Source organism: Pseudomonas sp. 1L-E-NC-VB-C3 (assembly GCF_057291535.1).
In genome coordinates this window covers 268,775-293,148 of record NZ_JBXAWD010000001.1, presented here as the reverse complement: position 1 = coordinate 293,148, position 24,374 = coordinate 268,775, and the positions used below count along the sequence as shown (strand labels likewise).

Annotated in this window: 19 protein-coding genes; 10 read left to right on the top strand and 9 right to left on the bottom strand. The window is 61.2% G+C overall.

What is annotated here, in order from left to right; all coding sequences use genetic code 11:
- The first annotated feature begins 67 nt into the window (after positions 1-67).
- The 7 genes from AC0Z5Z_RS01290 (at position 68) to AC0Z5Z_RS01260 (ending at position 9,106) form a co-directional block, all read left to right on the top strand.
- A complete protein-coding gene (locus AC0Z5Z_RS01290) occupies positions 68-2,323 on the top strand; it encodes a heavy metal translocating P-type ATPase (protein ID WP_485610615.1) in 2,256 nt (751 codons plus the stop codon).
- A 15-nt stretch (positions 2,324-2,338) separates the two neighbouring features.
- Complete coding sequence (locus tag AC0Z5Z_RS01285; protein WP_485610694.1) at positions 2,339-3,202, top strand: LysR family transcriptional regulator; 864 nt, start codon at positions 2,339-2,341, stop codon at positions 3,200-3,202.
- Positions 3,203-3,436: 234 nt separating this feature from the next.
- Positions 3,437-4,513, top strand: a complete 1,077-nt coding sequence (locus AC0Z5Z_RS01280) for a putative 2-aminoethylphosphonate ABC transporter ATP-binding protein (RefSeq protein ID WP_460094524.1) — start codon at positions 3,437-3,439, stop codon at positions 4,511-4,513.
- On the top strand, positions 4,513-6,237 hold the full coding sequence (locus tag AC0Z5Z_RS01275; RefSeq protein ID WP_485610614.1) for a putative 2-aminoethylphosphonate ABC transporter permease subunit: 1,725 nt from the start codon (positions 4,513-4,515) through the stop codon (positions 6,235-6,237). The genes AC0Z5Z_RS01280 and AC0Z5Z_RS01275 overlap by 1 nt, the downstream gene beginning before the upstream one ends.
- Before the next feature lie 37 nt (positions 6,238-6,274).
- Positions 6,275-7,300, top strand: coding sequence for a putative 2-aminoethylphosphonate ABC transporter substrate-binding protein (locus tag AC0Z5Z_RS01270; protein ID WP_122698613.1), 1,026 nt, complete (start codon positions 6,275-6,277; stop codon positions 7,298-7,300).
- A gap of 118 nt (positions 7,301-7,418) precedes the next feature.
- The gene (locus AC0Z5Z_RS01265) at positions 7,419-8,567 is read left to right on the top strand and encodes a TIGR03364 family FAD-dependent oxidoreductase (RefSeq protein WP_485610613.1); all 1,149 of its coding nucleotides are present in this window, start codon (positions 7,419-7,421) and stop codon (positions 8,565-8,567) included.
- Positions 8,549-9,106: a phosphonate degradation HD-domain oxygenase gene (locus tag AC0Z5Z_RS01260; protein ID WP_485610612.1), complete on the top strand. Its 558-nt coding sequence runs from the start codon at positions 8,549-8,551 to the stop codon at positions 9,104-9,106. Before AC0Z5Z_RS01265 ends, AC0Z5Z_RS01260 begins: the two co-directional genes overlap by 19 nt.
- A 163-nt stretch (positions 9,107-9,269) precedes the next feature.
- On the opposite strand, the gene AC0Z5Z_RS01255 is transcribed toward AC0Z5Z_RS01260, so the two are convergent.
- Both AC0Z5Z_RS01255 and AC0Z5Z_RS01250 read right to left on the bottom strand, forming a co-directional pair.
- Positions 9,270-10,655, bottom strand: coding sequence for a GTPase/DUF3482 domain-containing protein (locus AC0Z5Z_RS01255; protein WP_056786291.1), 1,386 nt, complete (start codon positions 10,653-10,655; stop codon positions 9,270-9,272).
- Positions 10,648-12,021 carry a DUF2868 domain-containing protein gene (locus AC0Z5Z_RS01250; protein ID WP_460161414.1) on the bottom strand — a complete coding sequence of 458 codons (1,374 nt, stop codon included), beginning with the start codon at positions 12,019-12,021 and terminating at the stop codon, positions 10,648-10,650. The genes AC0Z5Z_RS01255 and AC0Z5Z_RS01250 overlap by 8 nt, the downstream gene beginning before the upstream one ends.
- An 85-nt stretch (positions 12,022-12,106) precedes the next feature.
- On the opposite strand from AC0Z5Z_RS01250, the gene AC0Z5Z_RS01245 reads away from it, so the two are divergent.
- The gene (locus AC0Z5Z_RS01245; RefSeq protein WP_125925423.1) at positions 12,107-12,619 is read left to right on the top strand and encodes a dihydrofolate reductase; all 513 of its coding nucleotides are present in this window, start codon (positions 12,107-12,109) and stop codon (positions 12,617-12,619) included.
- A gap of 93 nt (positions 12,620-12,712) precedes the next feature.
- Here AC0Z5Z_RS01245 and AC0Z5Z_RS01240 read toward each other — a convergent pair whose 3' ends face one another.
- Positions 12,713-14,104, bottom strand: coding sequence for an L-cystine transporter (locus tag AC0Z5Z_RS01240; protein WP_485610611.1), 1,392 nt, complete (start codon positions 14,102-14,104; stop codon positions 12,713-12,715).
- Between the two features lie 239 nt (positions 14,105-14,343).
- Here AC0Z5Z_RS01240 and AC0Z5Z_RS01235 point away from each other — a divergent pair, with 239 nt between their 5' ends.
- Positions 14,344-15,399, top strand: coding sequence for an HAD family hydrolase (locus AC0Z5Z_RS01235; RefSeq protein WP_095181319.1), 1,056 nt, complete (start codon positions 14,344-14,346; stop codon positions 15,397-15,399).
- Positions 15,400-15,599: 200 nt separating this feature from the next.
- On the opposite strand, the gene ilvD is transcribed toward AC0Z5Z_RS01235, so the two are convergent.
- From ilvD to AC0Z5Z_RS01205, 6 genes are all read right to left on the bottom strand, one after another.
- Positions 15,600-17,441, bottom strand: coding sequence for a dihydroxy-acid dehydratase (gene ilvD / locus AC0Z5Z_RS01230; RefSeq protein ID WP_485610610.1), 1,842 nt, complete (start codon positions 17,439-17,441; stop codon positions 15,600-15,602).
- 256 nt (positions 17,442-17,697) lie between these two features.
- Entirely contained in the window at positions 17,698-18,930 is a 1,233-nt protein-coding gene (locus tag AC0Z5Z_RS01225) for an MFS transporter (protein ID WP_056786308.1), read from the bottom strand.
- Complete coding sequence (locus AC0Z5Z_RS01220) at positions 18,923-19,900, bottom strand: diiron oxygenase (RefSeq protein ID WP_095181321.1); 978 nt, start codon at positions 19,898-19,900, stop codon at positions 18,923-18,925. Before AC0Z5Z_RS01220 ends, AC0Z5Z_RS01225 begins: the two co-directional genes overlap by 8 nt.
- Complete coding sequence (locus AC0Z5Z_RS01215; RefSeq protein ID WP_485610609.1) at positions 19,897-20,970, bottom strand: SagB family peptide dehydrogenase; 1,074 nt, start codon at positions 20,968-20,970, stop codon at positions 19,897-19,899. The genes AC0Z5Z_RS01220 and AC0Z5Z_RS01215 overlap by 4 nt, the downstream gene beginning before the upstream one ends.
- A 454-nt stretch (positions 20,971-21,424) precedes the next feature.
- The gene (locus tag AC0Z5Z_RS01210; protein ID WP_016772700.1) at positions 21,425-22,621 is read right to left on the bottom strand and encodes a class I SAM-dependent rRNA methyltransferase; all 1,197 of its coding nucleotides are present in this window, start codon (positions 22,619-22,621) and stop codon (positions 21,425-21,427) included.
- A gap of 163 nt (positions 22,622-22,784) precedes the next feature.
- Positions 22,785-23,324, bottom strand: a complete 540-nt coding sequence (locus AC0Z5Z_RS01205) for a type 1 glutamine amidotransferase domain-containing protein (protein ID WP_485610608.1) — start codon at positions 23,322-23,324, stop codon at positions 22,785-22,787.
- A 228-nt stretch (positions 23,325-23,552) separates the two neighbouring features.
- Here AC0Z5Z_RS01205 and AC0Z5Z_RS01200 point away from each other — a divergent pair, with 228 nt between their 5' ends.
- On the top strand, positions 23,553-24,365 hold the full coding sequence (locus tag AC0Z5Z_RS01200; protein ID WP_164558347.1) for an HDOD domain-containing protein: 813 nt from the start codon (positions 23,553-23,555) through the stop codon (positions 24,363-24,365).
- The last annotated feature ends 9 nt before the right edge of the window (positions 24,366-24,374 follow it).

Genomic DNA, 24,374 nt, shown 5'->3' with positions numbered 1-24,374 from the left:
GGGTGCTTGACCCTATAGTGGCTACAGGGTCTTTACTTGGCAACAGGCACCTTCATGGACGCGACCAATGAGCGATTCCCTGCACACCCAGAAGCCCGGCGACGGTCACGATCACAGTCATAAATTGCAGCCCGTGCATAAACATGCGCATGGCGGCGATTCCTGCTGCTCGTCAAAAGCCGCCGCACCTGCGCGGGTGCAACTGAGCGAAAAGACCAGCGCCGACGCGCGCCTGAGCAGCTTCCGCATCGAGGCAATGGACTGCCCGACCGAGCAGACGCTGATCCAGAACAAACTCGGCAAACTGGCCGGGGTGCAGCAACTGGAATTCAATCTGATCAACCGCGTGCTTGGCGTGACCCACAATCTGCCGGGCACCGAGCCGATTACTGAGGCGATCAAGTCCCTCGGCATGCACGCCGAGCCGCTCGAGGCGGGTGTCGACGCGCCGGCACCGGCAGCGGTAAAAAAACACTGGTGGCCATTGGCGCTGTCCGGCTTGACCGCGCTGGGCGCCGAAGTCATTCATTTCACCAGCGCCGCGCCGGACTGGGTGGTGGCAGTCGTTGCGCTGGTGTCGATCCTCAGCGGCGGCCTCGGCACTTATAAAAAGGGCTGGATCGCCCTGAAGAACCGCAACCTCAACATCAATGCGCTGATGAGCATCGCCGTAACCGGCGCGATCCTCATCGGCCAGTGGCCGGAAGCGGCGATGGTGATGTTCCTCTTCACCGTCGCCGAGCTGATTGAGGCACGCTCGCTGGATCGTGCACGCAATGCGATCAGCGGCTTGATGCAGATGACCCCCGAGCAAGCCACGGTCTTGCAGGCCGACGGCAACTGGCGCGAACAAGAGGTGAAAAGCGTCGAACTGGGCGCCCGCGTGCGGGTGAAACCCGGCGAGCGCATCGCGCTGGACGGCGCGGTGGTCAGCGGCAGCTCGACCATCGACCAGGCGCCGATCACCGGCGAAAGCCTGCCGGTGGAAAAAACCGTCGGTGACAAGGTCTTCGCTGGCACCATCAATCAGGCCGGTTCGCTGGAATATACGGTGACCGCTGCGGCGAACAATTCGACCCTGGCGCGGATCATTCACGCCGTCGAACAGGCCCAGGGCGCGCGGGCGCCGACGCAGCGTTTCGTTGACCAATTCTCGAAAATCTACACCCCGGCGGTCTTCGTCTTCGCCTTGGCCGTGGCGATCATCCCGCCATTGTTCATGGGCGCGGCGTGGTTCGACTGGATCTACCGCGCGCTGGTGCTGCTGGTGGTGGCTTGTCCGTGCGCACTGGTGATTTCCACCCCGGTGACCATCGTCAGCGGCCTCGCGGCAGCCGCGCGCAAGGGCATTCTGGTCAAGGGCGGCGTGTATCTGGAGGGCGGCTTCAAGCTTGATTATCTGGCGCTGGACAAGACCGGCACGATCACCCACGGCAAACCGGTGCAGACCGATTACCTGTCACTCGACCCGACGGCCGATGCCAGCGCACCGGCAATCGCCGCCGCGCTGGCCGGGCGCTCCGATCACCCGGTGTCGCTGGCGATTGCCAACGCCGCTGTGGATAAAAACTTCGCCGCGCTGACTGTGGATAACTTCGCCGCGCTGGGCGGGCGGGGCGTCAAAGGTGATATCAACGGCAAGACCTATCACCTGGGCAATCATCGTCTGGTTGAAGATTTGGGCCTGTGCTCGCCGCAGCTGGAAGAAAAGCTGTTCGCGCTGGAAAAACAGGGCAAATCCGTGGTGTTGCTGCTCGACAAATCAGGCCCGCTGGCGCTGTTCGCCGTGGCCGACACGGTCAAGGAAACCAGCCGCGAAGCGATTCGTCAGTTGCATGAACTCGGCGTGAAAACCCTGATGCTGACCGGCGACAACGTCCACACCGCGCAAGCGATTGCCGCCCAGGTCGGCATCGACGAGGCGCGCGGCGATTTGCTGCCGACCGACAAGCTGCAAGCCATTGAAGATCTGTACAAGCAGGGCCACCGGGTCGGTATGGTCGGCGATGGCATCAACGACGCGCCGGCACTGGCCCGCGCCGAGATCGGGTTCGCCATGGCCGCCGCCGGCACCGACACCGCGATCGAAACCGCCGATGTCGCCCTGATGGACGACGATCTGCGCAAGATCCCTGCGTTCATCAGCCTGTCGCGCAATACCGCGAGCATCCTGAAACAGAACATCGCACTGGCGCTGGTGATCAAGGCGATCTTTCTTGCGGTAACCTTTGCCGGGCTTGCCACCATGTGGATGGCGGTGTTTGCCGATATGGGCGTGAGCCTGCTGGTGGTGTTCAACGGTTTGCGCCTGCTGCGCAAATAAACGTGAGGGATGGTTGTGCTGAGTGCCGAGCTGAAAGCGTTTTACATGGTCGCCCGCCTGGGCAGCATCACGCTGGCGGCGAAAAAACTCGGCCTCAGCCAACCGACCGTGACCACGCAGATCCGCAATCTGGAGAGTCAGTATTCGGTGGAACTGTTCTACCGTGGCGGGCGCCGCTTAAGCGTCAGTGACGAAGGCGCGCGCTTGCTGCCGATGGTCAAGACCCTGTTGCAGCAAGAGGCGGACATCGAGTTTTTCCTGCGCAACAGCGGCCAGGTGCAGGGCACGCTGCGCGTTGCCGCGACGGCGCCGTATTACATCCTCGATCTGGTGAAGACCTTCCGCGAGCGTTTGCCGCAGGTGGAAGTGTCGGTGGAGATCGGCAATTCGCAGCAAGTGCTCGAAGCGCTGGAGGATTACCGCGTGGATGTCGCGGCATCGTCGCAGTTGCTCGACGATGCACGGTTGATTCGCCGGGTGCTCGGCACCGATCCGCTGGTGCTGGCGGTGCATCGCAGTCATCCGTTGGCGGCGCAGGAACATGTGACGCTGAACGCGCTGGCCGGGCATACGTTGTTGATGCGCGAGCCGGGTTCGACCACGCGGCGGTTGACCGAAGAGTTGCTGGCCAGCGCCGGGGTCAGTTTCGGGCCGTTGCTGGAGATCGGCAGCCGCGAGTCGATCCGCGAAGCGGTGCTGCGCAATATCGGCATCAGCATCATCGCCCGCCAGGAAGTGCCGCATGATCCGCAGTTGCGCGTGCTGACCATCGAGAATGCGCCGCAGATTCCGGAGTATCTGTATTGCCTCAAAGAGCGCAAGGGTGCGCGTCTGCCGGCGGCGTTCCTCGGCTTGGCACAAGAGATGTCTCCGGCATGAGACCTTCAATGTCTGAGAAGGCCTCTTCGCGAGCAGGCTCGCTCCCACATTGGATTTGGGTTGTGAACACGATCCCCTGTGGGAGCGAGCCTGCTCGCGAAGGCGTCAGCCCAGGCAAAACACAATCTGAACCAAAATCCCCGAATACCACTATCAGCCGTTTTTGCCTCGCTGCCACATGACGGACGCATTACAACTCTAGGATTGGCCTCATCCGTTTGATGAGGCCTGTCCATGAATCCTGCCATCGCAACTGCCCTGACCAACCCCGGCGCGCCAATGAAAGTGCGCGGCGTGCACAAGCGTTTCGGTGCGTTCACTGCGCTGGACAACGTCTCCCTCGACGTCGCCGCCGGCGAACTGGTGTGTCTGCTCGGCCCGTCGGGCTGTGGCAAGACCACGTTGTTGCGCTGCATCGCCGGGCTGGAGCAGCAGGACAGTGGCGAGCTGTACCTGGGCGATCGCGATGTCTCGCACCTCGCCCCGCAAGCGCGGGATTACGGGATTCTGTTCCAGTCCTACGCGCTGTTCCCCAACCTGACGGTCGAGGCGAACATTGCCTACGGCCTCGCCGGCAGCGGTCGCGATGAAGTGCGTCGTCGTGTCGGCCAGATGCTGGAACTGGTCGGCCTCACTGGCAGTGAGAAAAAATACCCCGGCCAACTGTCCGGCGGTCAGCAACAGCGGGTCGCGCTGGCTCGCGCATTGGCGCCGGCCCCGTCGCTGCTGTTGCTCGACGAACCGATGTCGGCCCTCGACGCGCGGGTGCGCGAGCATCTGTGCACCGAGCTGCGTCAGCTGCAACGCAACCTCGGCATCACCACGCTGATGGTCACGCACAATCAGGACGAAGCGATGTTGATGGCCGATCGCATCGCCGTGATGAACAACGGCCGCGTCGAGCAGTACGCCACGCCGCAGGAAATTTACAACCGTCCGGCCACGCCGTTCGTGGCCGAGTTTGTCGGCCAGGGCAACTGGCTGCCGTTTCAGCGCAGCAGCGACAGTCACGCCCGGGTCGGCGGGATGAATCTGCGCCTGGCCGAGGGCAGCGTACACGGCGCTTCGGGTCGACTGTTCTGCCGCCCGGAGGCGATCAACGTCAATCCGCTGGTGCACGAAGAGAACCTTTTCCCGGCCAGGGTTCGCGAAATCACTTTCCTCGGCAATCGCTGCCGGATGAGCTTCGAACTTGATCAATTGCCGGGCCACGCACTGCTCGCCGAAATCGCGCCAGAAGCCATGCCGCGCCTCGGCGCCCAGCAGATCATGGTCGCCTTGCCGCCGCGCAGTTTGCAGGTGTTCGCCTGATGAACAGCAACCTCGCGCTGCCGCTACCGCACAAGCAGGTGCGACAGTCCTCGGAAGCCGAGATCGGTGATCGCCTGTTCGTGGTCGGCGGGAAAATCCTCCTGCTGGTGTTGCTCGGCCTTGCAGTGCTGCTGCCCTTGCTGGCGATCTTCTGGCGCGGCTTCAGCAATGACGCCGGGCAGGGCGGTGGCTGGCTCGCGGCGAAGGAGTTGGTGACCAGCGCCAATTTCCACTGGTTGCTCGGCAACAGCCTGAAAGTGTCCCTCAGCGTGGCGGCCATTGTCGTACCGCTGGCCTACCTGTTTGCCTACGCGCTGCAACGCACGCTGATTCCGGGCAAAGGCATCTGGCGCGGGATCTCCCTGCTGCCGCTGATGGCGCCGTCGATGCTGCCGGGAATTGCGCTGGTCTATCTGTTCGGCAATCAGGGCATGCTGCGTGGGCTGCTCTCGGACAATATCTACGGGTTCTGGGGCATTGTGCTGGGTGAGGTGATCTACACCTTTCCCCATGCGCTGATGATTTTGCTCTCGGCATTGTCGCTGGCCGATGCGCGGCTGTTCGATGCCGCATCGAGCATGGGCGCCAGTCCGGCCAAGGCGTTTCGCAGCATTACCTGGCCGGCGACCCGCCAGGCGGTGTTCGCCGCGTTCTGTCTGGTGTTCACCCTGACCATTACCGATTTTGGTGTGCCGGTGGTGGTCGGTGGCGACTATCAAGTGCTGGCGCTGGAGGCCTACAAAGCCGTGGTCGGTCAGCAGCAATTCGGTCGCGGCGCGTTGATCGGCATGGTGCTGTTGCTGCCGGCGCTGTTCAGTTTCGGTGTCGATGCCTGGTTGCGTCGCCGCCATGGTGACTCCATGAGCGGGCGCGCGCAGGTGTTCAAACCGCTACCGTGCAAGCTGCGCGACGGCTGCTATCTGGCCATTGTTTTGCTGATCAGCGCGGCGTTGATGCTGGTGTTCGGCATGGCGGTGTTTTCGTCGCTGGTGAAGTTCTGGCCGTACAACCTGTCGCTGTCGCTCAACCACTATCAGTTCAACGAAACCGCTGGCGGTGGCTGGCTCGCCTACGGCAACAGTCTGAAGATGGCGCTGGGCACGGCGCTGATTGGCAGCGTGCTGATTTTTACCGGCGCCTATCTGATGGAGAAAACCCGCACTCAGCGCGGGCTGAACCTGGCTTTGCGCATGCTCAGCTTCGTGCCGATGGCGGTGCCGGGATTGGTGCTGGGTCTCGGCTATGTCTTCTTCTTCAACCTCAGCGGCAATCCGCTGCACGTGCTCTACGGGACGATGACGCTGCTGATCGTCTGCACCATTGCGCACTACCTGACCACCGCACAAATGACCGCGACCACCGCGCTGCGCCAGCTCGATGCTGAGTTCGAGGCTGCGGCGCTGTCGCTGAAGGCGCCGCTGTACCGGCATTACCTGCGCGTGACCGTGCCGATCTGCCTGCCGGCGCTGCTGGACATCGTGCGCTACCTGTTCGTCTCGGCAATGACCACGGTTTCCGCCGCGATCTTCCTCTACAGCCCCGACACCATCCTCGCGGCGGTGGCGGTGCTGAACATGGACGATGCCGGCAACGTCGGCGGCGCGGCGGCGATGTCGACCCTGATTCTGTTCACTTCGGCCGGCGTGTCCTTGCTGCTGGCGTGGGCTTCGCGCGGTTTGCTGCGCCGTTCCCAGGCCTGGCGGCAAACCGCGCCCGGTCACTGATTGCAACTCCGTTCAACTCATCTACAGGAAAACGCTCATGTTCAAGCCTATGGCCCTGGCCGCTGCTGTGCTCGCGACTTTCAGCCTGAATGCCTTCGCGGCAAAAACCGAGTTGACGGTGTACACCGCACTCGAAGCCGAGCAACTGAAGTCCTACAAGGACGCGTTCGAAAAAGCCAACCCGGACGTCGAGATCAAATGGGTGCGCGATTCCACCGGGATCATCACCGCCAAACTGCTCGCCGAAAAGGCTCGTCCGCAGGCTGACGCGGTGTGGGGCCTGGCCGCGTCGAGCCTGGCGATTCTCGATCAGCAAGGCATGCTGCAAAGCTATGCACCGAAGGATCTGGCCAAGATCGGCGCGAATTACCGCGACGCCGCCAACCCGCCAGCCTGGGTAGGCATGGATGTGTGGGCCGCGACCATTTGCTTCAACACCGTCGAAGCCGAGAAGCAGGGGCTGAGCAAACCGGTCAGTTGGCAGGACCTGACCAAGCCTGAGTACAAGGGCAAGATCGTCATGCCCAACCCGGCGTCTTCCGGCACCGGTTTCCTCGACGTCAGCGCCTGGCTGCAAACCTTCGGCGAGAAGCAGGGCTGGGCCTACATGGACGGCTTGCACCAGAACATCGGCCAGTACGTTCACTCCGGTTCCAAGCCGTGCAAACTGGCGGCGGCGGGGGAGTTTCCGATCGGGATTTCCTTTGAATATCCAGCCGTACAGTTGAAACGCCAGGGCGCGCCACTGGACATCATCCTGCCGAAGGAAGGTCTGGGCTGGGAGATCGAAGCGACGGCGGTGATCAAGGGCACGCCGCATGAAGAGGCAGCGAAAAAACTCGCCGACTTCTCCGCCAGCGCCGAGGCGATGGATCTTTACAAGGAGAACTTCGCCGTGCTCGCCCAGCCGGGGATTGCCAAGCCGCAGACCGAATTGCCAGCCGACTATGAGCAGCGCCTGATCAAGAACGACTTTGCCTGGGCCTCGAAGAATCGCGACGAGATCCTGGCTGAATGGCGCAAGCGGTATGACGGCAAGTCCGAGAAAGTTGTCGCCAAGTAAGATCTTTATCGACTGACAAGGCCCCTTCGCGAGCAGGCTCGCTCCCACAGTTGCAATGCTGTCCCCTGTGGGAGCGAGCCTGCTCGCGAAAGCGGTTTCTCATTCAGAGCACCTCTACATGACACAACACCAAGACCTGCTCATCATCGGCGCCGGCATTCTCGGTCTGTCCCACGCCTATGCCGCCGCCAAACGCGGCCTGAAAGTCGCGGTATTCGAACGCACAGCCACGCCCCTTGGCGCTTCGGTGCGCAATTTCGGCCAGGCACTGGTCACCGGTCAGCCGCCCGGCACCATGCTCGACCTGGCCAGGGCCAGCCGCGAAATCTGGGGCGACTGGGCGCAACTTGCCGGCCTGCAGATCAAACGCAACGGCTCATACCTGTTCGCCCGTAACGAGGCCGAAGAACACCTGCTCGAAGTCTTCTGCGCCGGCCGCGCGATCGAGCACGGCTACAACGTCGAGCTGCTGCGCGGCGCGGCGTTGCGTGATCTCTACGGCGGCCAGTTCAGCCATCACCGTGCTGTGTTGCACGGTATCGATGATCAGCAGTTGTATTCGCGCGAAGCGATTCCGGCGCTGATCGATTATTTGCGCCGTGACCTCGGCGTCGAGTTTCACTTTTCCACGCTGGTGCGCGGTGTCGAGCCGGGGCATCTGCACAGCACCGCTGGCAGTTTTACCGGCAAGCAGATCATCGTCTGCTCCGGCCACGACTATCAGACCCTACTGGCCGAGCCGATTGCCGCGCTCAATCCGCAGATCTGTCGTCTGCAAATGCTGCGGGCCAAACCGCAGGTCGATCTCGATCTGCAACACGCCGTGCTCACCGGACTGAGCTGCGTGCACTACGGCGCTTTCGCCGATTTGCCGCAAGCCGCAGCGGTGCAGGCGCAGATCCTCCGTGAACAACCGCACCTGCACGCCAACGGCATTCACTTGCTGATCAGCCCGACACCGTATGGCGAACTGATCATCGGCGATTCGCATCATTACGGCAGCGATGCGTCACCGTTCAACGCCGAGCAGGTCGATAACTGGATGCTCGAACTCGCCGAGCAGACGCTGGGATGCCAAGTGCAAGTGGTCGAACGCTGGCAGGGCGTCTATGGTGCTCGTGGGCCGGGCCCGTTTTCATTCCTGCGTCCGGCACCGGGCCTGAGCGTGGCGCTGATGCACACCGGCGTCGGCATGAGCGTCGGCCCGGCGCTGGCCGAACGCAATATCGCGCAATTACTGGAGGAGGCATGCATCACGAACAGGTGATCGCCCGGGTGTTCGGCCTGTATGAACGCTTCGGCGCCAGCGATTACATCGGCGAACCGGTGTCGCAGCTCGAGCACATGTCCCAGGCCGCAGAACTGGCTATGGCCGAAGGTTGTGACGATGAAGTGGTGCTGGCGGCGTTCTTTCATGACATCGGCCATTTGTGTGCCGAGGGCGCGGAAAACATGGGCGGTTATGGCGTGGTCAGCCATGAGCGGCTCGGGGCCGATTATCTGCGTGAGGCAGGTTTCAGCGAACGGCTGGCGCGACTGGTGGAATATCACGTCCAGGCCAAGCGCTATCTGACGTTACGCGAGCCGGGCTATTACGCGCGGTTGAGTGAGGCGAGTCGCAGGACGCTGGAATATCAGGGCGGGGTAATGAGCGCGGCTGAGGCGGATGCGTTCGAGGCTAATCCGTTGTGTGCGCTGAGTCTGCGCATGCGGTGTTGGGATGAGTTGGCGAAGGAGGTTGCGGTGCCGCTGGTGGATCTGAGTGTGTTAAAGCGCAAGGCTGAGAAATTGTTGTCGGCTGAGTGATTGCAGCCCTCACCCCAGCCCTCTCCCGGAGGGAGAGGGGAGCTGATCTCCATGCTTTTCAAACCTGAGTTCGACTGGATATCTCAGGTCGGTGTATGACCCAAGAGCAACACAGTCGGCCCCCTCTCCCTCCGGGAGAGGGCTGGGGTGAGGGGGTAGCGATCTAAAGCTCAAGCACCCGATCAACCAACGCCTCAACCTGCTCCTGCCTTTCCGCCTGATTCAACTTCGCCTGCGGATTGAGCGACGACCACTGCGGATGCGCACGGGCCTTGTTCAGCGCTTCCGGCAACTTGCCTTCGCGCCAGGTCTTGTCCAGAGGCGTGGCCACCTGAATGCTGTCCATCGCCGCATGCCCGCGCTGATCCAGGGCCAGCAGCAACTGGCGCTGGCGCAACGCCAACAGGCGCAGCACGGCGTCATCCACTGTCAATTCCCGCTGGCCTTTGATCTTGCCGAGCAGGCGACTGCCATAACTGCGCGCGGTTTGCAGTGCGCCACCGGCAATCGCGCCGGCCAGTGCCGCCGCGCCAAGGGTAATCCCGCCGACCAGCAAATCCACCCCAGCCCCGGCCGCTGCACCGGCAGCAATGCCGCCGCCGACGCGCACGCCGAGTTGCTTCAGGGTTTCCGGGTTGAACAGATCATCGCCCCAGCGCCCGTCGAGCAACGGCAAGTCACTGGCCGCCGCGTCCTGCGGGCGAAACGCGTAGAGCTTGAGCAGCGTCTCAACGCACTTCTGCTCACGCTGACGTACGGCTTTGCGCAGTTCGCTGATCGCCTGCTGTTCCTGCTCGGCTTCGCTGACCACACTGCGTCGGCACGCAGCGCAGTCGATCAGCAATTCGGCAATCAAGCGCGCGGCGCTTTGCTGACGGGCGAGGCGCTGCGCCTGCTGGTCGGCGATCAACCGCTCCAGTTGCGGCCGGGCGTTTTCCAATAGAAGGGCGAGGCTCTCGTACAAGCGCCGCTCGCCATCCTCGGGCGGCGCGACGCTGTCGAAACGTACCAACGCATGCAGCCCCAACCGCGCCAGCGCTTCACGCCAATCGGGTTCGCGATGGTTGGCGCTGCTGACGAAATTCAGCACCGGCAGCAGCGGTTTGCCGCAACTGGCGAGCACTTCCAGCTCGTCGCGGTACTTGGCCAGCACCGGTTCGCGGGCGTCGATCACATACAGACCGGCATCGGAGGCCAGCAGTTGTCGCAGTACCTTGGCTTCCTGTTCGAAACGCTGGCGCGCCTCGCTGCCGTCGAGAAACCGTGCCAGCCGTGCCGGGCCGTCGAGGCGTTCGCCGGGGCGTTCCAGACGCTCGAGAAAATCCAGCAGGGCGATCGCATCTTCCAGCCCCGGCGTGTCGTACAGATCGAGCAACGGCTCGCCATCCACCGACAACCGCGCGCCTTCGACATGCCGGGTGGTGCTCGGCCGGTGCGAGACTTCGCCGAAGCCGACGTCACGGGTCAGCGTGCGCAGCAGCGAGGTCTTGCCGACGTTGGTGTGGCCAACCACTGCCAGTTTCAGCGGGGCCTTGCGTGCATCAGTCATGTCCGCTCTCCAGCCAGTTCATCGGCGCGCAATCGGCGAATGGCAGTTCCAGCTGTTGCAGCGCCGCGTGCCAGTCACCCAGACGTTGCCCGTCCAGCGCTTCGCCGGGTGGCGCTTGCAGCAGCCAGATGCGAGTGGCGCCGGCGTTGCGCGCGAGTTCGGCGATCAGCGCGAGGCTGCCGCGATCCGGCGAACGTCGCGGATCACAGGCGATGGCCAGCCGCGCTGGCGGGAAGCGACTGAGTTGCTCGAGCAGTTTGTGCCGCGATTCGCGACTGTCGAGGATGCCCGCGTTGCTGACGTTTTTCGGCAGCGCGGGTGGCCATGGACGCTGTTCGTCCAACTCGATCGCCACCAGCAGCGCGCCTTCACTGGCCAGTTCGCCGATGTTGCTTTCGACGCGATGCAGTTGCGCCGGCTCCGGGTCGTTGACGCCAAGGCGCTCGCTGGTTGGCATTAACCGTTCGCGCAGTTGCGCGTAGCCGGGCAGGTTCAGATCCAGGCGCAGCGCGGCTTTGCCGCTGTTCCAGCGCCACAGGCACAACAGCGCGAGCAGCAGGCGCGGCAGCACGCCGTAGACCACCAGCACACCGACCAGCCAGGTCGCCCAGGCTTGTCGTGCGCTTTCAATATCCAGTGCGCCGTCGCCGCTGGCGCGGATCATTTCCTCGGTCGGCACATTGAAGCCGAGCAGCGACGGCAGATAGCCAAGGGCCTGGGTGACATGGATAAAGGTGTCGGCGCCGAGGATCGTGGTTTCCCAGACAAAGCCGTAGCGCCGCGTGGCCATCAGGGTCAGCAACAGAATCAGCGCGCTGAGCATCGCCAGCAGCCACAGGCCATTGACCAACGCGCCGAGCGCCCAGCGGTTGAGTTTCTTGCGTTGCAGCAGCAACAGCAGGGCCGGCGCCAGTTGCGCGGCTTTGGTGTCGCGAGCGAATTTTTCGCTGAGCCACAGCCATAAGCGCCCAAGGGTGGCGCCGTGTTCGCCAGCGAAAATCAAGCCCAGCGCCCAGCTCAGTAGCAAAATCAGATTGATCCCGAGCAGACTGCCCAGCGCCCAGAACACATTTACCGGCGTCTGGCCAAGTGCGGCGAATGCCAGACCGGCGCCGCTGAGCACGGCGACAATCATCAACAGCACCAGCGCCAGACGCGCGCCTTGCAGCCAGTGCTTGAGCGCGGCGGTGAGCCCGTCGCGCTCGGCCAGCCATAGCGCCCGGCGCGCAATGCGGCCCGGCAGATCGCCGCCAGCGGCGCGGGCCAGACGATTGGCTTCCAGATCATCCAGCGGCCCCGCGTGTTCTTCGCGCAGGCGGATGGTTTCGGTGAGCCAGAGGTTTTGCAGTGGAGTCAGTTCAGTCACGCGGCGTCCCGTCGCTAAATCGAGCGCTGAGCATAACCGCTGTGGCGCTTATCGGGGTAAGCGCGGCTCTGGTATCCTCGCCGGCATGACTAAATCACTGCCCCTCAGCCTGATCGCAGCCCTCGGTGAAAACCGCGTGATCGGCGTCGACAACAGCATGCCCTGGCACCTGCCGGGGGACTTCAAATACTTCAAGGCGACCACGCTCGGCAAGCCGATCATCATGGGTCGCAAGACCTGGGATTCGCTCGGCCGGCCGTTGCCGGGGCGCTTGAACATCGTGGTCAGCCGCCAGACCGATCTGCAGCTCGAAGGCGCCGAGGTCTATCCGTCGCTGGAAGCCGCCGTGGCGCGCGCCGAGGAATGGGCGAAAGCCCAGGGCGTTGATGAACTGATGCTGATTGGTGGCGCGCAGTTGTATGCGCAGGGACTGGCGCAGGCCGATCGGCTGTACCTGACCCGCGTGGCGCTGAGCCCGGAAGGGGATGCGTGGTTTCCGGAGTTTGATCTGAGCGAATGGAAGCTGGTGTCGAATGTACCGAATCCGGCAGAGGGCGATAAACCTGCATATAGCTTTGAGGTTTGGGAGAAAGCCTAACAGCTTCGCGAGCAGGCTCGCTCCCACAGGGGAACGCATTTCAGTGTGGGAGCGAGCCTGCTCGCGAAGAGGCCCGCTCAGTCGCTGAGAAGCTTAAGCCTGGGCCAACTCTGCGTGTTCATCGGCATCCAGCAGCGCTTTATCCGTCTGCTGCATGACCTGACTGGTAATCGCCCCTGCGGTAATCGAGCCACTCACGTTCAACGCGGTGCGCCCCATATCGATCAGCGGCTCGACCGAAATCAGCAACGCCACCAGTGACACCGGCAAGCCCATCGCCGGCAGCACGATCAGTGCGGCGAACGTCGCGCCGCCACCCACTCCGGCGACACCGGCCGAACTCAACGTGACAATCGCTACCAGCGTCGCGATCCACAGCGGATCCAGCGGGTTGATGCCGACCGTTGGTGCCACCATCACCGCCAACATCGCCGGGTACAGGCCGGCACACCCGTTCTGGCCGATGGTCGCACCGAACGAGGCAGCGAAACTGGCGACTGACGACGGAATGCCCAGACGACGGGTCTGCGCTTCGATGCTCAGCGGAATGGTTGCCGCGCTGGAGCGGCTGGTGAAGGCGAAGGTCAGCACCGGCCAGATCTTGCGGAAGAAGCGCAGCGGGTTGATTCCGGCGGCCGACACCAGCACGCCGTGCACGACGAACATCAGGCCCAGGCCGATATACGAGACCACGACGAAACTGCCCAGCTTGATGATGTCCTGCAGGTTGGAACCGGCGACCACTTTGGTCATCAGCGCCAGCACACCGTACGGGGTCAGCTTCATCACCAGACGCACCAGACGCATCACCCAGGCTTGCAGGGTGTCGATGGCGTTGATCACTTTCTGACCTTTCTCGACGTCGTCCTTGAGCAGTTGCAGCGCGGCAACCCCGAGGAACGCGGCGAAGATCACCACACTGATGATCGAGGTCGGCTTGGCCCGGGCCAGGTCGGCGAACGGGTTCTGCGGAATGAACGACAGCAGCAATTGCGGCACATTCATGTCGGCGACCTTGCCGGCGTAGTCGTTCTGAATGGTTTGCAGGCGCGCCATTTCCTGAGTGCCGGCGATCAGACCTTCAGCGCTGAGGCCGAACAGGTTGGTCAGGCCGATGCCGATCAGCGCTGCGATGGCGGTGGTAAACAGCAGCGTGCCGATGGTCAGGAAACTGATCTTGCCCAGCGACGAGGCGTTGTGCAGGCGGGCGACGGCGCTGAGGATCGAAGCGAACACCAGCGGGATCACGATCATTTGCAGCAACTGCACGTAACCGTTGCCGACCAGATCGAACCAGCCGATCGAGGCTTTCAGCACCGGATTGCCGGCACCGTAAATCGTGTGCAGCGCGACGCCGAACGCCACGCCGAGGACCAGTGCGAGCAGGACTTTTTTCGCCAGGCTCCAGGTGGTGTGGCGGGTCTGCGCCAGACCGAAGAGCAGGGCGAGGAACACCAGCAAGTTGAGAATCAGCGGTAGATTCATGAGAACTCCAGTAAAGACTGTGCCAACAGCCATCCGGGGCTGCTGCGAACCGGCAAGCCTAACAGCTTGATTTGCAATGATTTAATACCAAAATGGCTGGGCAACCGTCGTTTTTGGAATAAGCGCGTGTCGCTGTCGGCAATGCAACTGACGCGCAGGGGACGTAAGCGGTCGCTGACAGGCGAGGCTTGTCACAATGATTTGTTAGCGTCGAACTCTTTGCATCGGGGAGTAGCGCTATGAGAATTGCACGCACGTTGTTGGCTATGGCACTGGCGGCTGGCCTTGCTGGCCAGGCATTGGCCACGGACCTCAAGCATTGGCCGGCGGATCAGGCCAAGGCGCTGGACGCGATGATTGCCGCCAACGCCAACAAGGGTAATTACGCGGTGTTCGACATGGACAACACCAGTTACCGCTACGACCTCGAAGAATCCTTGCTGCCGTTCATGGAAAACAAAGGCCTTATTACCCGCGACAAGCTCGACCCCTCGCTGAAACTGATGCCCTTCAAGGACACCGCCGAGCACAAGGAAAGCCTGTTCAGTTATTACTACCGGCTCTGCGAAGTCGACGACATGGTCTGCTACCCGTGGGTGGCGCAGGTATTCTCTGGCTTCACCCTCAAGGAACTCAAGGGCTACGTTGACGAGCTGATGGCTTCGGGCAAACCGGTGCCGGCGACGTATTACGAAGGCGATGTGGTGAAGAAGCTCGATGTCAATCCGCCGAAGATCTTCACTGGCCAGCAGGAGCTGTACAACAAGCTGATGGAGAACGGCATCGAGGTCTACGTGATGACCGCCGCCTCCGAGGAACTGGTGCGTATGGTCGCGGCGGATCCCAAGTACGGTTACAACGTCAAACCGCAGAACGTCATTGGCGTTTCACTGCTGCTCAAGGATCAGAAGACCGGCGAGCTGACCACTGCGCGCAAACAGATCACTGCTGGCAAATATGACGAGAAGGCCAACCTCGGCCTGGAGCTGACGCCGTACCTGTGGACCCCGGCAACGTGGATGGCCGGCAAGCACGCAGCGATCCTGACCTATATCGATGAATGGAAAAAACCGGTGCTGGTCGGCGGCGATACCCCGACGAGCGACGGTTACATGCTGTTCCATGATGTCGACGTGGCCAAGGGCGGCATTCACTTGTGGATCAACCGCAAGGACAAGTACATGACGCAAATCAACGGCATGATGGCCAGGCACGCGGCGGCGCAGGCCAAGGAAGGCTTGCCGGTGACGGCGGACAAGAACTGGGTGATCGTCAAACCGGAAGACATCCAGTAAGCCACGATCGCATGTAGGAGCTGCCGAAGGTTACGATCTTTTGATCTTGTTTTGGATCGTTCCCACGCTCTGCGTGGGAATGCAGCCCGTGACGCTCCGCGTCACTGGACGCGGAGCGTCCCTTGAGACATTCCCACGCAGAGCGTGGGAACGATCAGCCCCGCACATGGCGGGGCATTTTTGCATCGACGATTTGACGGTTACAGCCCGTCGAGCATCGCTTTGTTACGCACCGCGCCCTTGTCGGCACTGGTCGCCAGCAGGGCATAGGCCTTGAGCGCGGTGGTCACTTTGCGTGGACGCACCTCGACCGGTTTCCAGCCTTTCTTGTCCTGCTCGGCACGGCGTGCCGCCAGTTCTTCGTCGCTGACCAACAGGTTGATCGAGCGGTTCGGAATGTCGATCAGCACCTTGTCGCCATCCTGCACCAGACCAATCGCGCCGCCGGCCGCAGCTTCTGGCGAAGCGTGACCAATCGACAGGCCGGAAGTACCGCCGGAGAAACGCCCGTCGGTGAGCAGCGCACAGGCTTTGCCCAGACCTTTGGATTTCAGGTAGGACGTCGGGTAGAGCATTTCCTGCATGCCCGGGCCGCCTTTCGGGCCTTCGTAGCGAATGATGACGATGTCGCCTTCCTTCACTTCGTCAGCGAGGATGCCGCGCACGGCGCTGTCCTGACTTTCGAAAATTTTCGCGTTGCCTTCGAAGACGTGGATCGACTCATCGACTCCGGCGGTTTTCACCACGCAACCGTCCTGCGCGATGTTGCCGTACAGCACGGCGAGACCGCCTTCTTTCGAATAGGCGTGCTCGAAGCTGCGGATGCAGCCGTTTTCACGGTCGTCGTCGAGGGTTTCCCAGCGGGTCGACTGGCTGAACGCGGTCTGGGTCGGAATGCCCGCAGGACCTGCCTTGAAGAAGTGATGCACGGCTTCGTCGTTGGTCTGGGTAATGTCCCACTTGGCGATGGCTTCTTCCATGCTGCGGCTGTGTACGGTCGGCAGGTCGGTGTGCAGCAGGCCGCCACGGGCCAGCGAACCGAGGATGCTGAAAATGCCGCCGGCGCGGTGCACGTCTTCCATGTGGTACTTCTGGATGTTCGGTGCGACTTTGCACAGCTGCGGCACGCTGCGCGAGAGACGGTCGATGTCGCGCAGGTCGAAATCGATCTCGGCTTCCTGGGCGGCTGCGAGCAAGTGCAGGATGGTGTTGGTCGAACCGCCCATGGCGATGTCGAGCATCATCGCGTTCTCGAACGCCTTGAAGTTGGCGATGTTGCGCGGCAGCACGGAGTCATCGTTCTCGCCGTAGTAACGCTTGCACAGCTCGACGATGGTGCGACCGGCCTGCAGGAACAGCTGTTCGCGGTCGCTGTGGGTGGCCAGAGTGGAACCGTTGCCCGGCAAGGCCAGACCCAGTGCTTCGGTCAGACAGTTCATCGAGTTGGCGGTGAACATGCCGGAGCACGAACCGCAGGTTGGACAGGCGCTACGCTCGTACTCGGCGACTTTCTCGTCAGAAGCGCTGGAGTCGGCGGCGATCACCATGGCGTCGACGAGGTCGAGGCCGTGGGAGGCGAGTTTGGTCTTGCCCGCTTCCATCGGGCCACCGGAAACGAAGATCACCGGGATGTTCAGGCGCAACGCGGCCATCAGCATGCCCGGGGTGATCTTGTCGCAGTTGGAAATGCACACGATAGCGTCGGCGCAGTGGGCATTGACCATGTACTCGACGGAGTCGGCGATGATCTCGCGACTCGGCAGCGAATACAGCATGCCGTCGTGGCCCATGGCGATGCCGTCATCGACGGCGATGGTGTTGAATTCCTTGGCCACGCCACCGGCGCGTTCGATTTCGCGGGCGACCAGTTGACCCAGGTCCTTCAGGTGCACATGCCCCGGGACGAACTGGGTGAACGAGTTGGCGATGGCAATGATCGGCTTCTTGAAGTCGTCATCTTTCATGCCGGTGGCGCGCCACAGTGCGCGGGCGCCGGCCATGTTGCGGCCGTGGGTGGATGTTTTCGAGCGGTAATCTGGCATGGAGCACTCCGGGCGGCTAATCACGTACTAAAGGGGAGTGAGCTTCTGTTGACCTCTGAAACACCCGAAAAATGGCCGTGTGTCCGGAAGCTGCCGATGACGTTGCGGGATCGCCGCTGGTCTCAGCCTGAGCTCATAAACCCGCCGGGGATGAATGGCGATGAATGAGGCGATTCTACACCGCTGACGCCGCGAGGGAATGGCGCAAAGCATCGTTGACTTGCTGATGCGGTGCGCGGGATGACGACTGGCAGGGTCAATGGTCGCCTCCGGGCATCAACCTGTTGCTGCGCAGGTTGCTGACGCGACGGCCAATCACGCTGTTGAGCAACAGCGATACGCCGCTCAACACCACGAAGCCGTAACCCAGCGTCGCTTGCAGGTTGGCCGGGCCGAGGCTGATCAAGGCGCTGACCAGCCCGCCACAGATAAAGATGATGGTGCTGCCGGCAGACGCCGATGCGCCGGCATTTTCGGCAAACAGGCTCATGGCGCGGGAGGTAGCCGGTGGCCGGGAAATGGTCGTGCCCACCGTGCAGATGAGCATTGGAATCAGCACCGTCGCAGCTGACAAATCATGGTTGGCGGCCAGATAGAGCATTACCAGTCCCGAGAGCAGGATCAGACTCAGCCCGGTAAAAATCTGCTGTTGCGCATTGATATGCCGGTTCAGCACGCTGGCGAGCACGCCGCCAAAGACATAGGCGGCGCCGTAAATCAGCAGGATCAAGGCGAAATCGTAAGGTGCCATCTGCAGCTGCTCCATGAAGATCAGCGGGGAAATGACGATGAAGGAAAAGTGGCAAGCGAAAGCGAATGCGGAAATCAGCCAACAGCCGACAAATTCGAAATTGCCCAAGACGCGCTGATAGGACTGGATGAAGCCAAGGCGGCCGGGATCATGAGGAGGACGGCTGTTATCGAGCAATCGCCAGGTCTTGATCAAAACTGCTGCGGCCAGGGCGATGAAGACCCAGAAGCTGCCGCGCCAGCCGAGCGTGGCTTGCAGAAACGTGCCCGCCAATGGTGATACCGAAATGAAGATGCCCGTTGCGGTGACCATCAGGATCCGCAGGCGATCACGCTCGTTGCCTTCGAACAGATCCTGCACCAGTGCCTGGGACAGCACGAAGCAACCGCATCCCAGCGCCTGCATCACCCGGAAAATCAGGAACAGCGTGTAGTCATTGCTCAGCACGCAGCCAAGTGCGCCGAGCAGCGACACGCTCATGCCGGCAAGCAGCAGACCTTTGCGCCCGATCACATCTGACAGCGGGCCGATCAATAACTGGGCAAATGCGATGCCCACGGCAAACAGACTGATCGACAGCGCGATGTCGTTTGCCGATCGGCCAAAGTGGGCTGCCAATGCCGGAAAGGAAGGCAGCAGCACATCCAGCGGAAACACGCCAAGCAGGATCATCGCCAGCAGCAGGCTGATTGCTCCGCGCTGTTGTCGGCGGGTGGTTGCACGGCTGTGTTTATCCATCGATCAATCCTGCTTTGGCGAAAAGTGTCTGGTTGTGGGGCAATGCAAAGAAGCCCGCCTTGTGCAAGGCCTCCACCGTAGGTTTGCAGCCAACGCGTGCACGGGCGCGGTTGGCCTGCACCGTTGCCGTGCCGCCGACAATCTCCATCACGTCGATCTCGGCAATACCGGCCGAACGCAGGCTTTGTTGCAGCCAGCCTTCATCTGCTTCGAAGAAGATGGAAATGATCTCCACGAGGGTCTTGCTGGCGAACAGGCGTTGACGACTGTTCATCGCAATCCAGAAGTAATGGAAGGCTTCGGCGAAATAGCGGCTGTGCCGGGCTTCGTCGGCAAGGTGATCACGCAACATGTCACTCACACTGGATACCAGCGTGTCGCGGCAGACCTCCAGCAACTCGCGGGCAATGATGGTTTCCGAGACAAATCCCAGCAGGAACCAGGCCAATGCACGGTTTTTCTCCGGCGTGCGCGCGATCAAAGCGTTCATGCGGCTGATCCGCTTCGGAATGACCGGTCGCCGGGTGATGCCGTAGAGCGCAGCGATCTGCTCGGCAATCTGGTTGGAAAACAGCGCGTGGTAGCCCTCGTCGGTATACAGCTGCAGTGCCGCATGTTTCATCGGTAGCGGTATATAAATGGGCAGTTCGCGGTGCACGATGACTTCCACCGCGCGGTTGACGATGCGGTGTTCGAGCAGGGTGGTGTAGTCGAGGAAATACACCAGATGATTGGCGGTAAGGCGGTGCAGGGTTTCGCGACCTTTGGCCTGGATGGCCGGATGCGCCAGATAGGGCACAAAGGCCGGGGGTAACCAGTAGCGGGTTTGCAATTGCTGCTCGACATCGCCCGGTAATCGATAGTCGTGGACACTGCTGCGTACCGATGCACGGTTCTCCCAGCCTGGAAGCGTGAATTTGAGCGACCATGACACCGGGGCTTCGCTTTCGTCCATAGCCGTGGGAATCATGACTGTGCTCCGCTGAGCAGATCACGCATTTCCTGGCACATGGCCTGGCCATCGCTTTGTCCGCAGCCGACGAAGAACAACGGTTGCTCGGCGCTGTCCGCGATGCCGAGCAGGGTTTCAATCTGTGCGTCGGCAAACGCGCCGGTCAACCAGGTGTTCAATCCCAGCGTCGTCGCTACCAGTTGAAAGGTTTGCGAGAGATGACCGGCTTCGATGAAGGCCATGCGATAGGCACGCGAGTGCTCGTACTTCCACCAGAGACGATCAAACCTTGCAGTGATGAACACGCCCAGTGGCAGGTTGTTGATGAAATGCTGGCCGCCGAGCAATTGACCCAGCTCCGGATCCGGCAGCGCATTGATCCGACTCAGGGCGTGTTCGGCAGGGTGATAGGCGTAGATGCCGGGTTCCAGTCCGCTGACATTTTGCGCCAGGACAAATCCCTCACAGGCGTTCAATCCGCCGCCGGACGGGCAGCTTCGGCGTGCCTCGAGACCCGGTGCGACCGGATCGTCGTGGGCATTGTCGCGTGTGGGAAGATAGCCGAGGGTCAAATACAGCAGCGTGCCGACCTCATCCAGTGTCACCGCTGCACCGGTGTAGGAACGACAGGTTTTGCGCCTCATCAGGGCCTGAGTCAGGCTGTCATCATCAATGGCGCCCGGTACGGGCAGGGTAATCAGGGGCTGCACTGATCGCCGCGCCCGGGTGTCTGCAGGTTCTGGCTTCGCCAGCACTTCGCTGCAGTGCGCCAGATATTGCCTGGACCACTCGTGGATATTCCGAGGCGTATGTGCGCTAGGTATGTTTTGTGTGCCGATGTGATAGATCTTCGACAATTCATCCCAGCCCCAATTCGGACTGTCTATTTTTAAAGTTATTAAAATGCCGGCGTCCAGAAGTTGTCTGTCTATTATGTTGTTTGGGTCAAATAGATCAGGGTTGTGTATAAGGCTGGCGAGGCGATGGGAGTATTCAAGATCAAGTTCGTGTTGAGTATGGTTCTTGTAGTTCCAGACAACTTGTCCGGGCGGGCGCGGCAATATAAAAAGAAAAGGATTGATATACATGGGCTCAGGTCACTCGGGAAAAAGTCTGATGGACGCCAGAGTGCCGGCACTCTCCGGCGTCCAGGCTTACTTAGCGGCCGGTGGCTGCAACCAGAAAGGCCAGGTTGGCGAGTGTGTTTGCTTCGAGATAAATGGTTTTCATGATGTGAACTCCTTGTTCGTTGGTAGTTGGAGTCGCTTCGTTGCGACAACTTCATATTAGTTTGTAATCGAATATTGGCAAGCGGATATTAAGTAGGAATATTCCAGTAATTTTGTCGGAGTGATCTTTTGCAGGAGACTTACTGTGTAGGTTTAATTTCCATGATTGACAGGCATGACGAAACTTCCTGCAAGGCAGCGAGAAAGAAGTTGTAGGAAGAGGGCTGGACACTCATGTCGAGTGTGAAAAAACGGGGGGAGGGCGCGCAAAAAAAAACGGGGAGCTCAGTGGCTCCCCGGTGTTCAAGCGCAATCAGCTGTTGGGCAGCAGACGGCAGGTGATGCTTTTGATGTAACGGGTTTCAGCGATGGCCGGATGCACCGGATGATCCGGACCCTGACCGCCACGCTCGAGCATCTGGATATTGCGGTCCAGGTGACGGGCGCTGGTCAGCAGGATGTTCTGCAGATCATCTTCCGGCAGGTGCATGGAGCACGAAGCGCTGACCAGAATGCCGTCCTTGGTCAGCAGGCGCATGGCTTGCTCGTTCAGACGACGGTAGGCGCCTTCACCATTCTTCATGTCTTTCTTGCGTTTGATGAAGGCCGGCGGATCGGCAACGATCACGTCGAAGCGCTCTTCGCTGGCTTTGAGTTCCTTCAAGGCTTCGAAGACGTCGCCTTCGATGCAGGTCATCTTGTCAGCGAAGCCGTTCAGCGCGGCATTGCGCTCGACGCCGTCGAGGGCGAATGCAGAGGCGTCGACGCAGAACACTTCGCTGGCGCCGAACGCAGCGGCCTGCACGCCCCAGCCACCGATGTAGCTATAGAGATCAAGTACGCGTTTGCCCTTTGCGTAAGGTGCCAGGCGCGCGCGGTTCATGCGGTGATCGTAAAACCAGCCGGTTTTCTGCCCTTGAATGACCGGCGCTTCGAACTTGACGCCGTTCTCTTCCAGCGCGACCCACTCCGGCACCAGACCGAACACGGTTTCGACATAACGGTTGAGGCCTTCGGCGTCGCGGGCGGCGGAATCATTCTTGAACAAAATGCCGCTTGGCTTGAGCACTTGAGTCAGCGCGGCGATCACGTCGTCTTTGTGCGCTTCCATGGTCGCCGAGGCGATCTGCACCACAAGAATGTCGCCGAAACGATCGACCACCAGACCCGGCAGCAGGTCGGAGTCGCCGTAGACCAGGCGATAGAACGGCTTGTCGAACAGACGCTCGCGCAACGACAGCGCGACGTTCAGACGGTGCACCAGCAACGACTTGTCGAGTGCCAGTTTGATGTCGCGCGACAGCAGGCGCGCGCAGATCAGGTTGTTCGGGCTCATGGCGACGATGCCCAACGGCTTGCCGCCAGCGGCTTCGAGCACCGCCTGATCGCCGGCCTTGAAGCCGTGCAGAGGCGTGGCGGCCACGTCGATTTCGTTGCTGTAGACCCACAAGTGGCCGTTGCGCAGGCGACGGTCGGCGTTGGCTTTGAGGCGCAGGCTAGGCAGGGACATGACGTCGCTCCGGAAAAAAGAGCGGGAGTATAGCGTGTTGAGGTTTGCGCAGGGCTGAGGATGCGATGAAACGCTGATGATGCCTTCGCGAGCAGGCTCGCTCCCACACTTGCAATGCATTCACCTGTGGGAGCGAGCCTGCTCGCGAAAGCGATTTCAGCTCTTATGCAGCCAGTGCGTCAATCAGGGCCTGACTGAACGCCGGCACATCATCCGGTTGGCGGCTGCTGATCAGGTTGCCGTCCTTGACTACTTCCTGGTCGACCCAGTTGACCCCGGCATTGACCAGATCGTCCTTGACCGTTTTGTAGCTGGTCATGGTCTTGCCATTGACCAGCCCTGCGGAAATCAGCAGCCAGCTGCCATGACAGATCACGGCAATCGGCTTGCCCGCCGAAGCGGCAGTCTTGACCAGATGCAGAGCATCCTGGTCGATACGGATGGTGTCGGAATTTTGCACACCGCCCGGCAGCAGCACGGCATCGTATTGATCGACGCTCACAGCCTGAAAAGTGTTGGTGACCGGGAAGTCGTCGGCCGGTTTGTCATGGTTCCAGCCTTTCACCGTGCCAGCCTCGGCGGAAAGAATATCGACCTGCACGCCGGCCTGCTCCAGGGCCTCCTTGGGGCCGGTCAGTTCGACCTGTTCGAAACCATCGGTAACCAAAATAGCGACGCGTTTGCCATTGAGGGAAGTTGCCATCGGTAAGCTCCTGAGTCTGTGGAGATTTTGCCTTCGCAGCGGACCGTTGAGGTCCGATGCGCCCTACAGATTCCGAAGCCTGGGCACAGATGAAAGTTCCGACGATGTGCCCATCGGTGTGTCGCCCTGCCGTTTCAGCGGTTAGAATCGCCGCCTGCCCCGGAGTGTGTACTTATGTCCCAAGAGCTGACCACCGAACAGATTCAACAATCGCTGCAAGGCATCAGTGTGCCGGCGCAACCGCAGATCATGGTGGATCTGCAAATGGAGCAGTACATGCCCGACCCGGACCTGGAGGTGATCGCCAAGCTGATCTCCCAGGATCCCGGCCTGTCCGGCGCGCTGCTGAAAATCGTCAACTCGCCGTATTACGGCCTGAGCAACAAGATCACCTCGATCCAGCGTGCGGTAAACCTGTTGGGCAGCCGCTCGATCATCAACCTGATCAACGCGCAGTCGATCAAGGGCGAGATGAACGACGACACCATCGTCACCCTCAATCGTTTCTGGGACACCGCGCAGGATGTGGCGATGACCTGCCTGACCCTGGCCAAGCGCATCGGCACCCAGGCCGGTGACGAAGCCTATGCGTTGGGCCTGTTCCACGATTGCGGCGTGCCATTGATGCTGCAGCGTTTCCCCAATTACATGACCGTGCTGGAAGAGGCCTACGCCAGCGCCAGCCCGGAATGCCGCGTGGTCGATACGGAAAACCGTGTGTTCAACACCAACCACGCCGTGGTCGGTTACTACACGGCCAAGTCCTGGCGCCTGCCGGAGCATGTCAGCGCCGCCATCGCCAACCACCACAACGCGCTGGCGATTTTCAGCGACGAATCGTCGAAGAACAGCCAGCTGAAAAACTTGCTGGCGATTCTGAAAATGGCCGAGCACATCTGCGCCTCGTATCGGGTGCTGGGTAACCAGACCGAAGATTTCGAGTGGAACGCGGTCGGCCCGCTGGTGCTCGATTACGTCGGTCTGTCGGACTACGACTTCGAAACACTCAAACAAACGATTCGCGACCTCGGCGCGCATTGATCCGAGGAC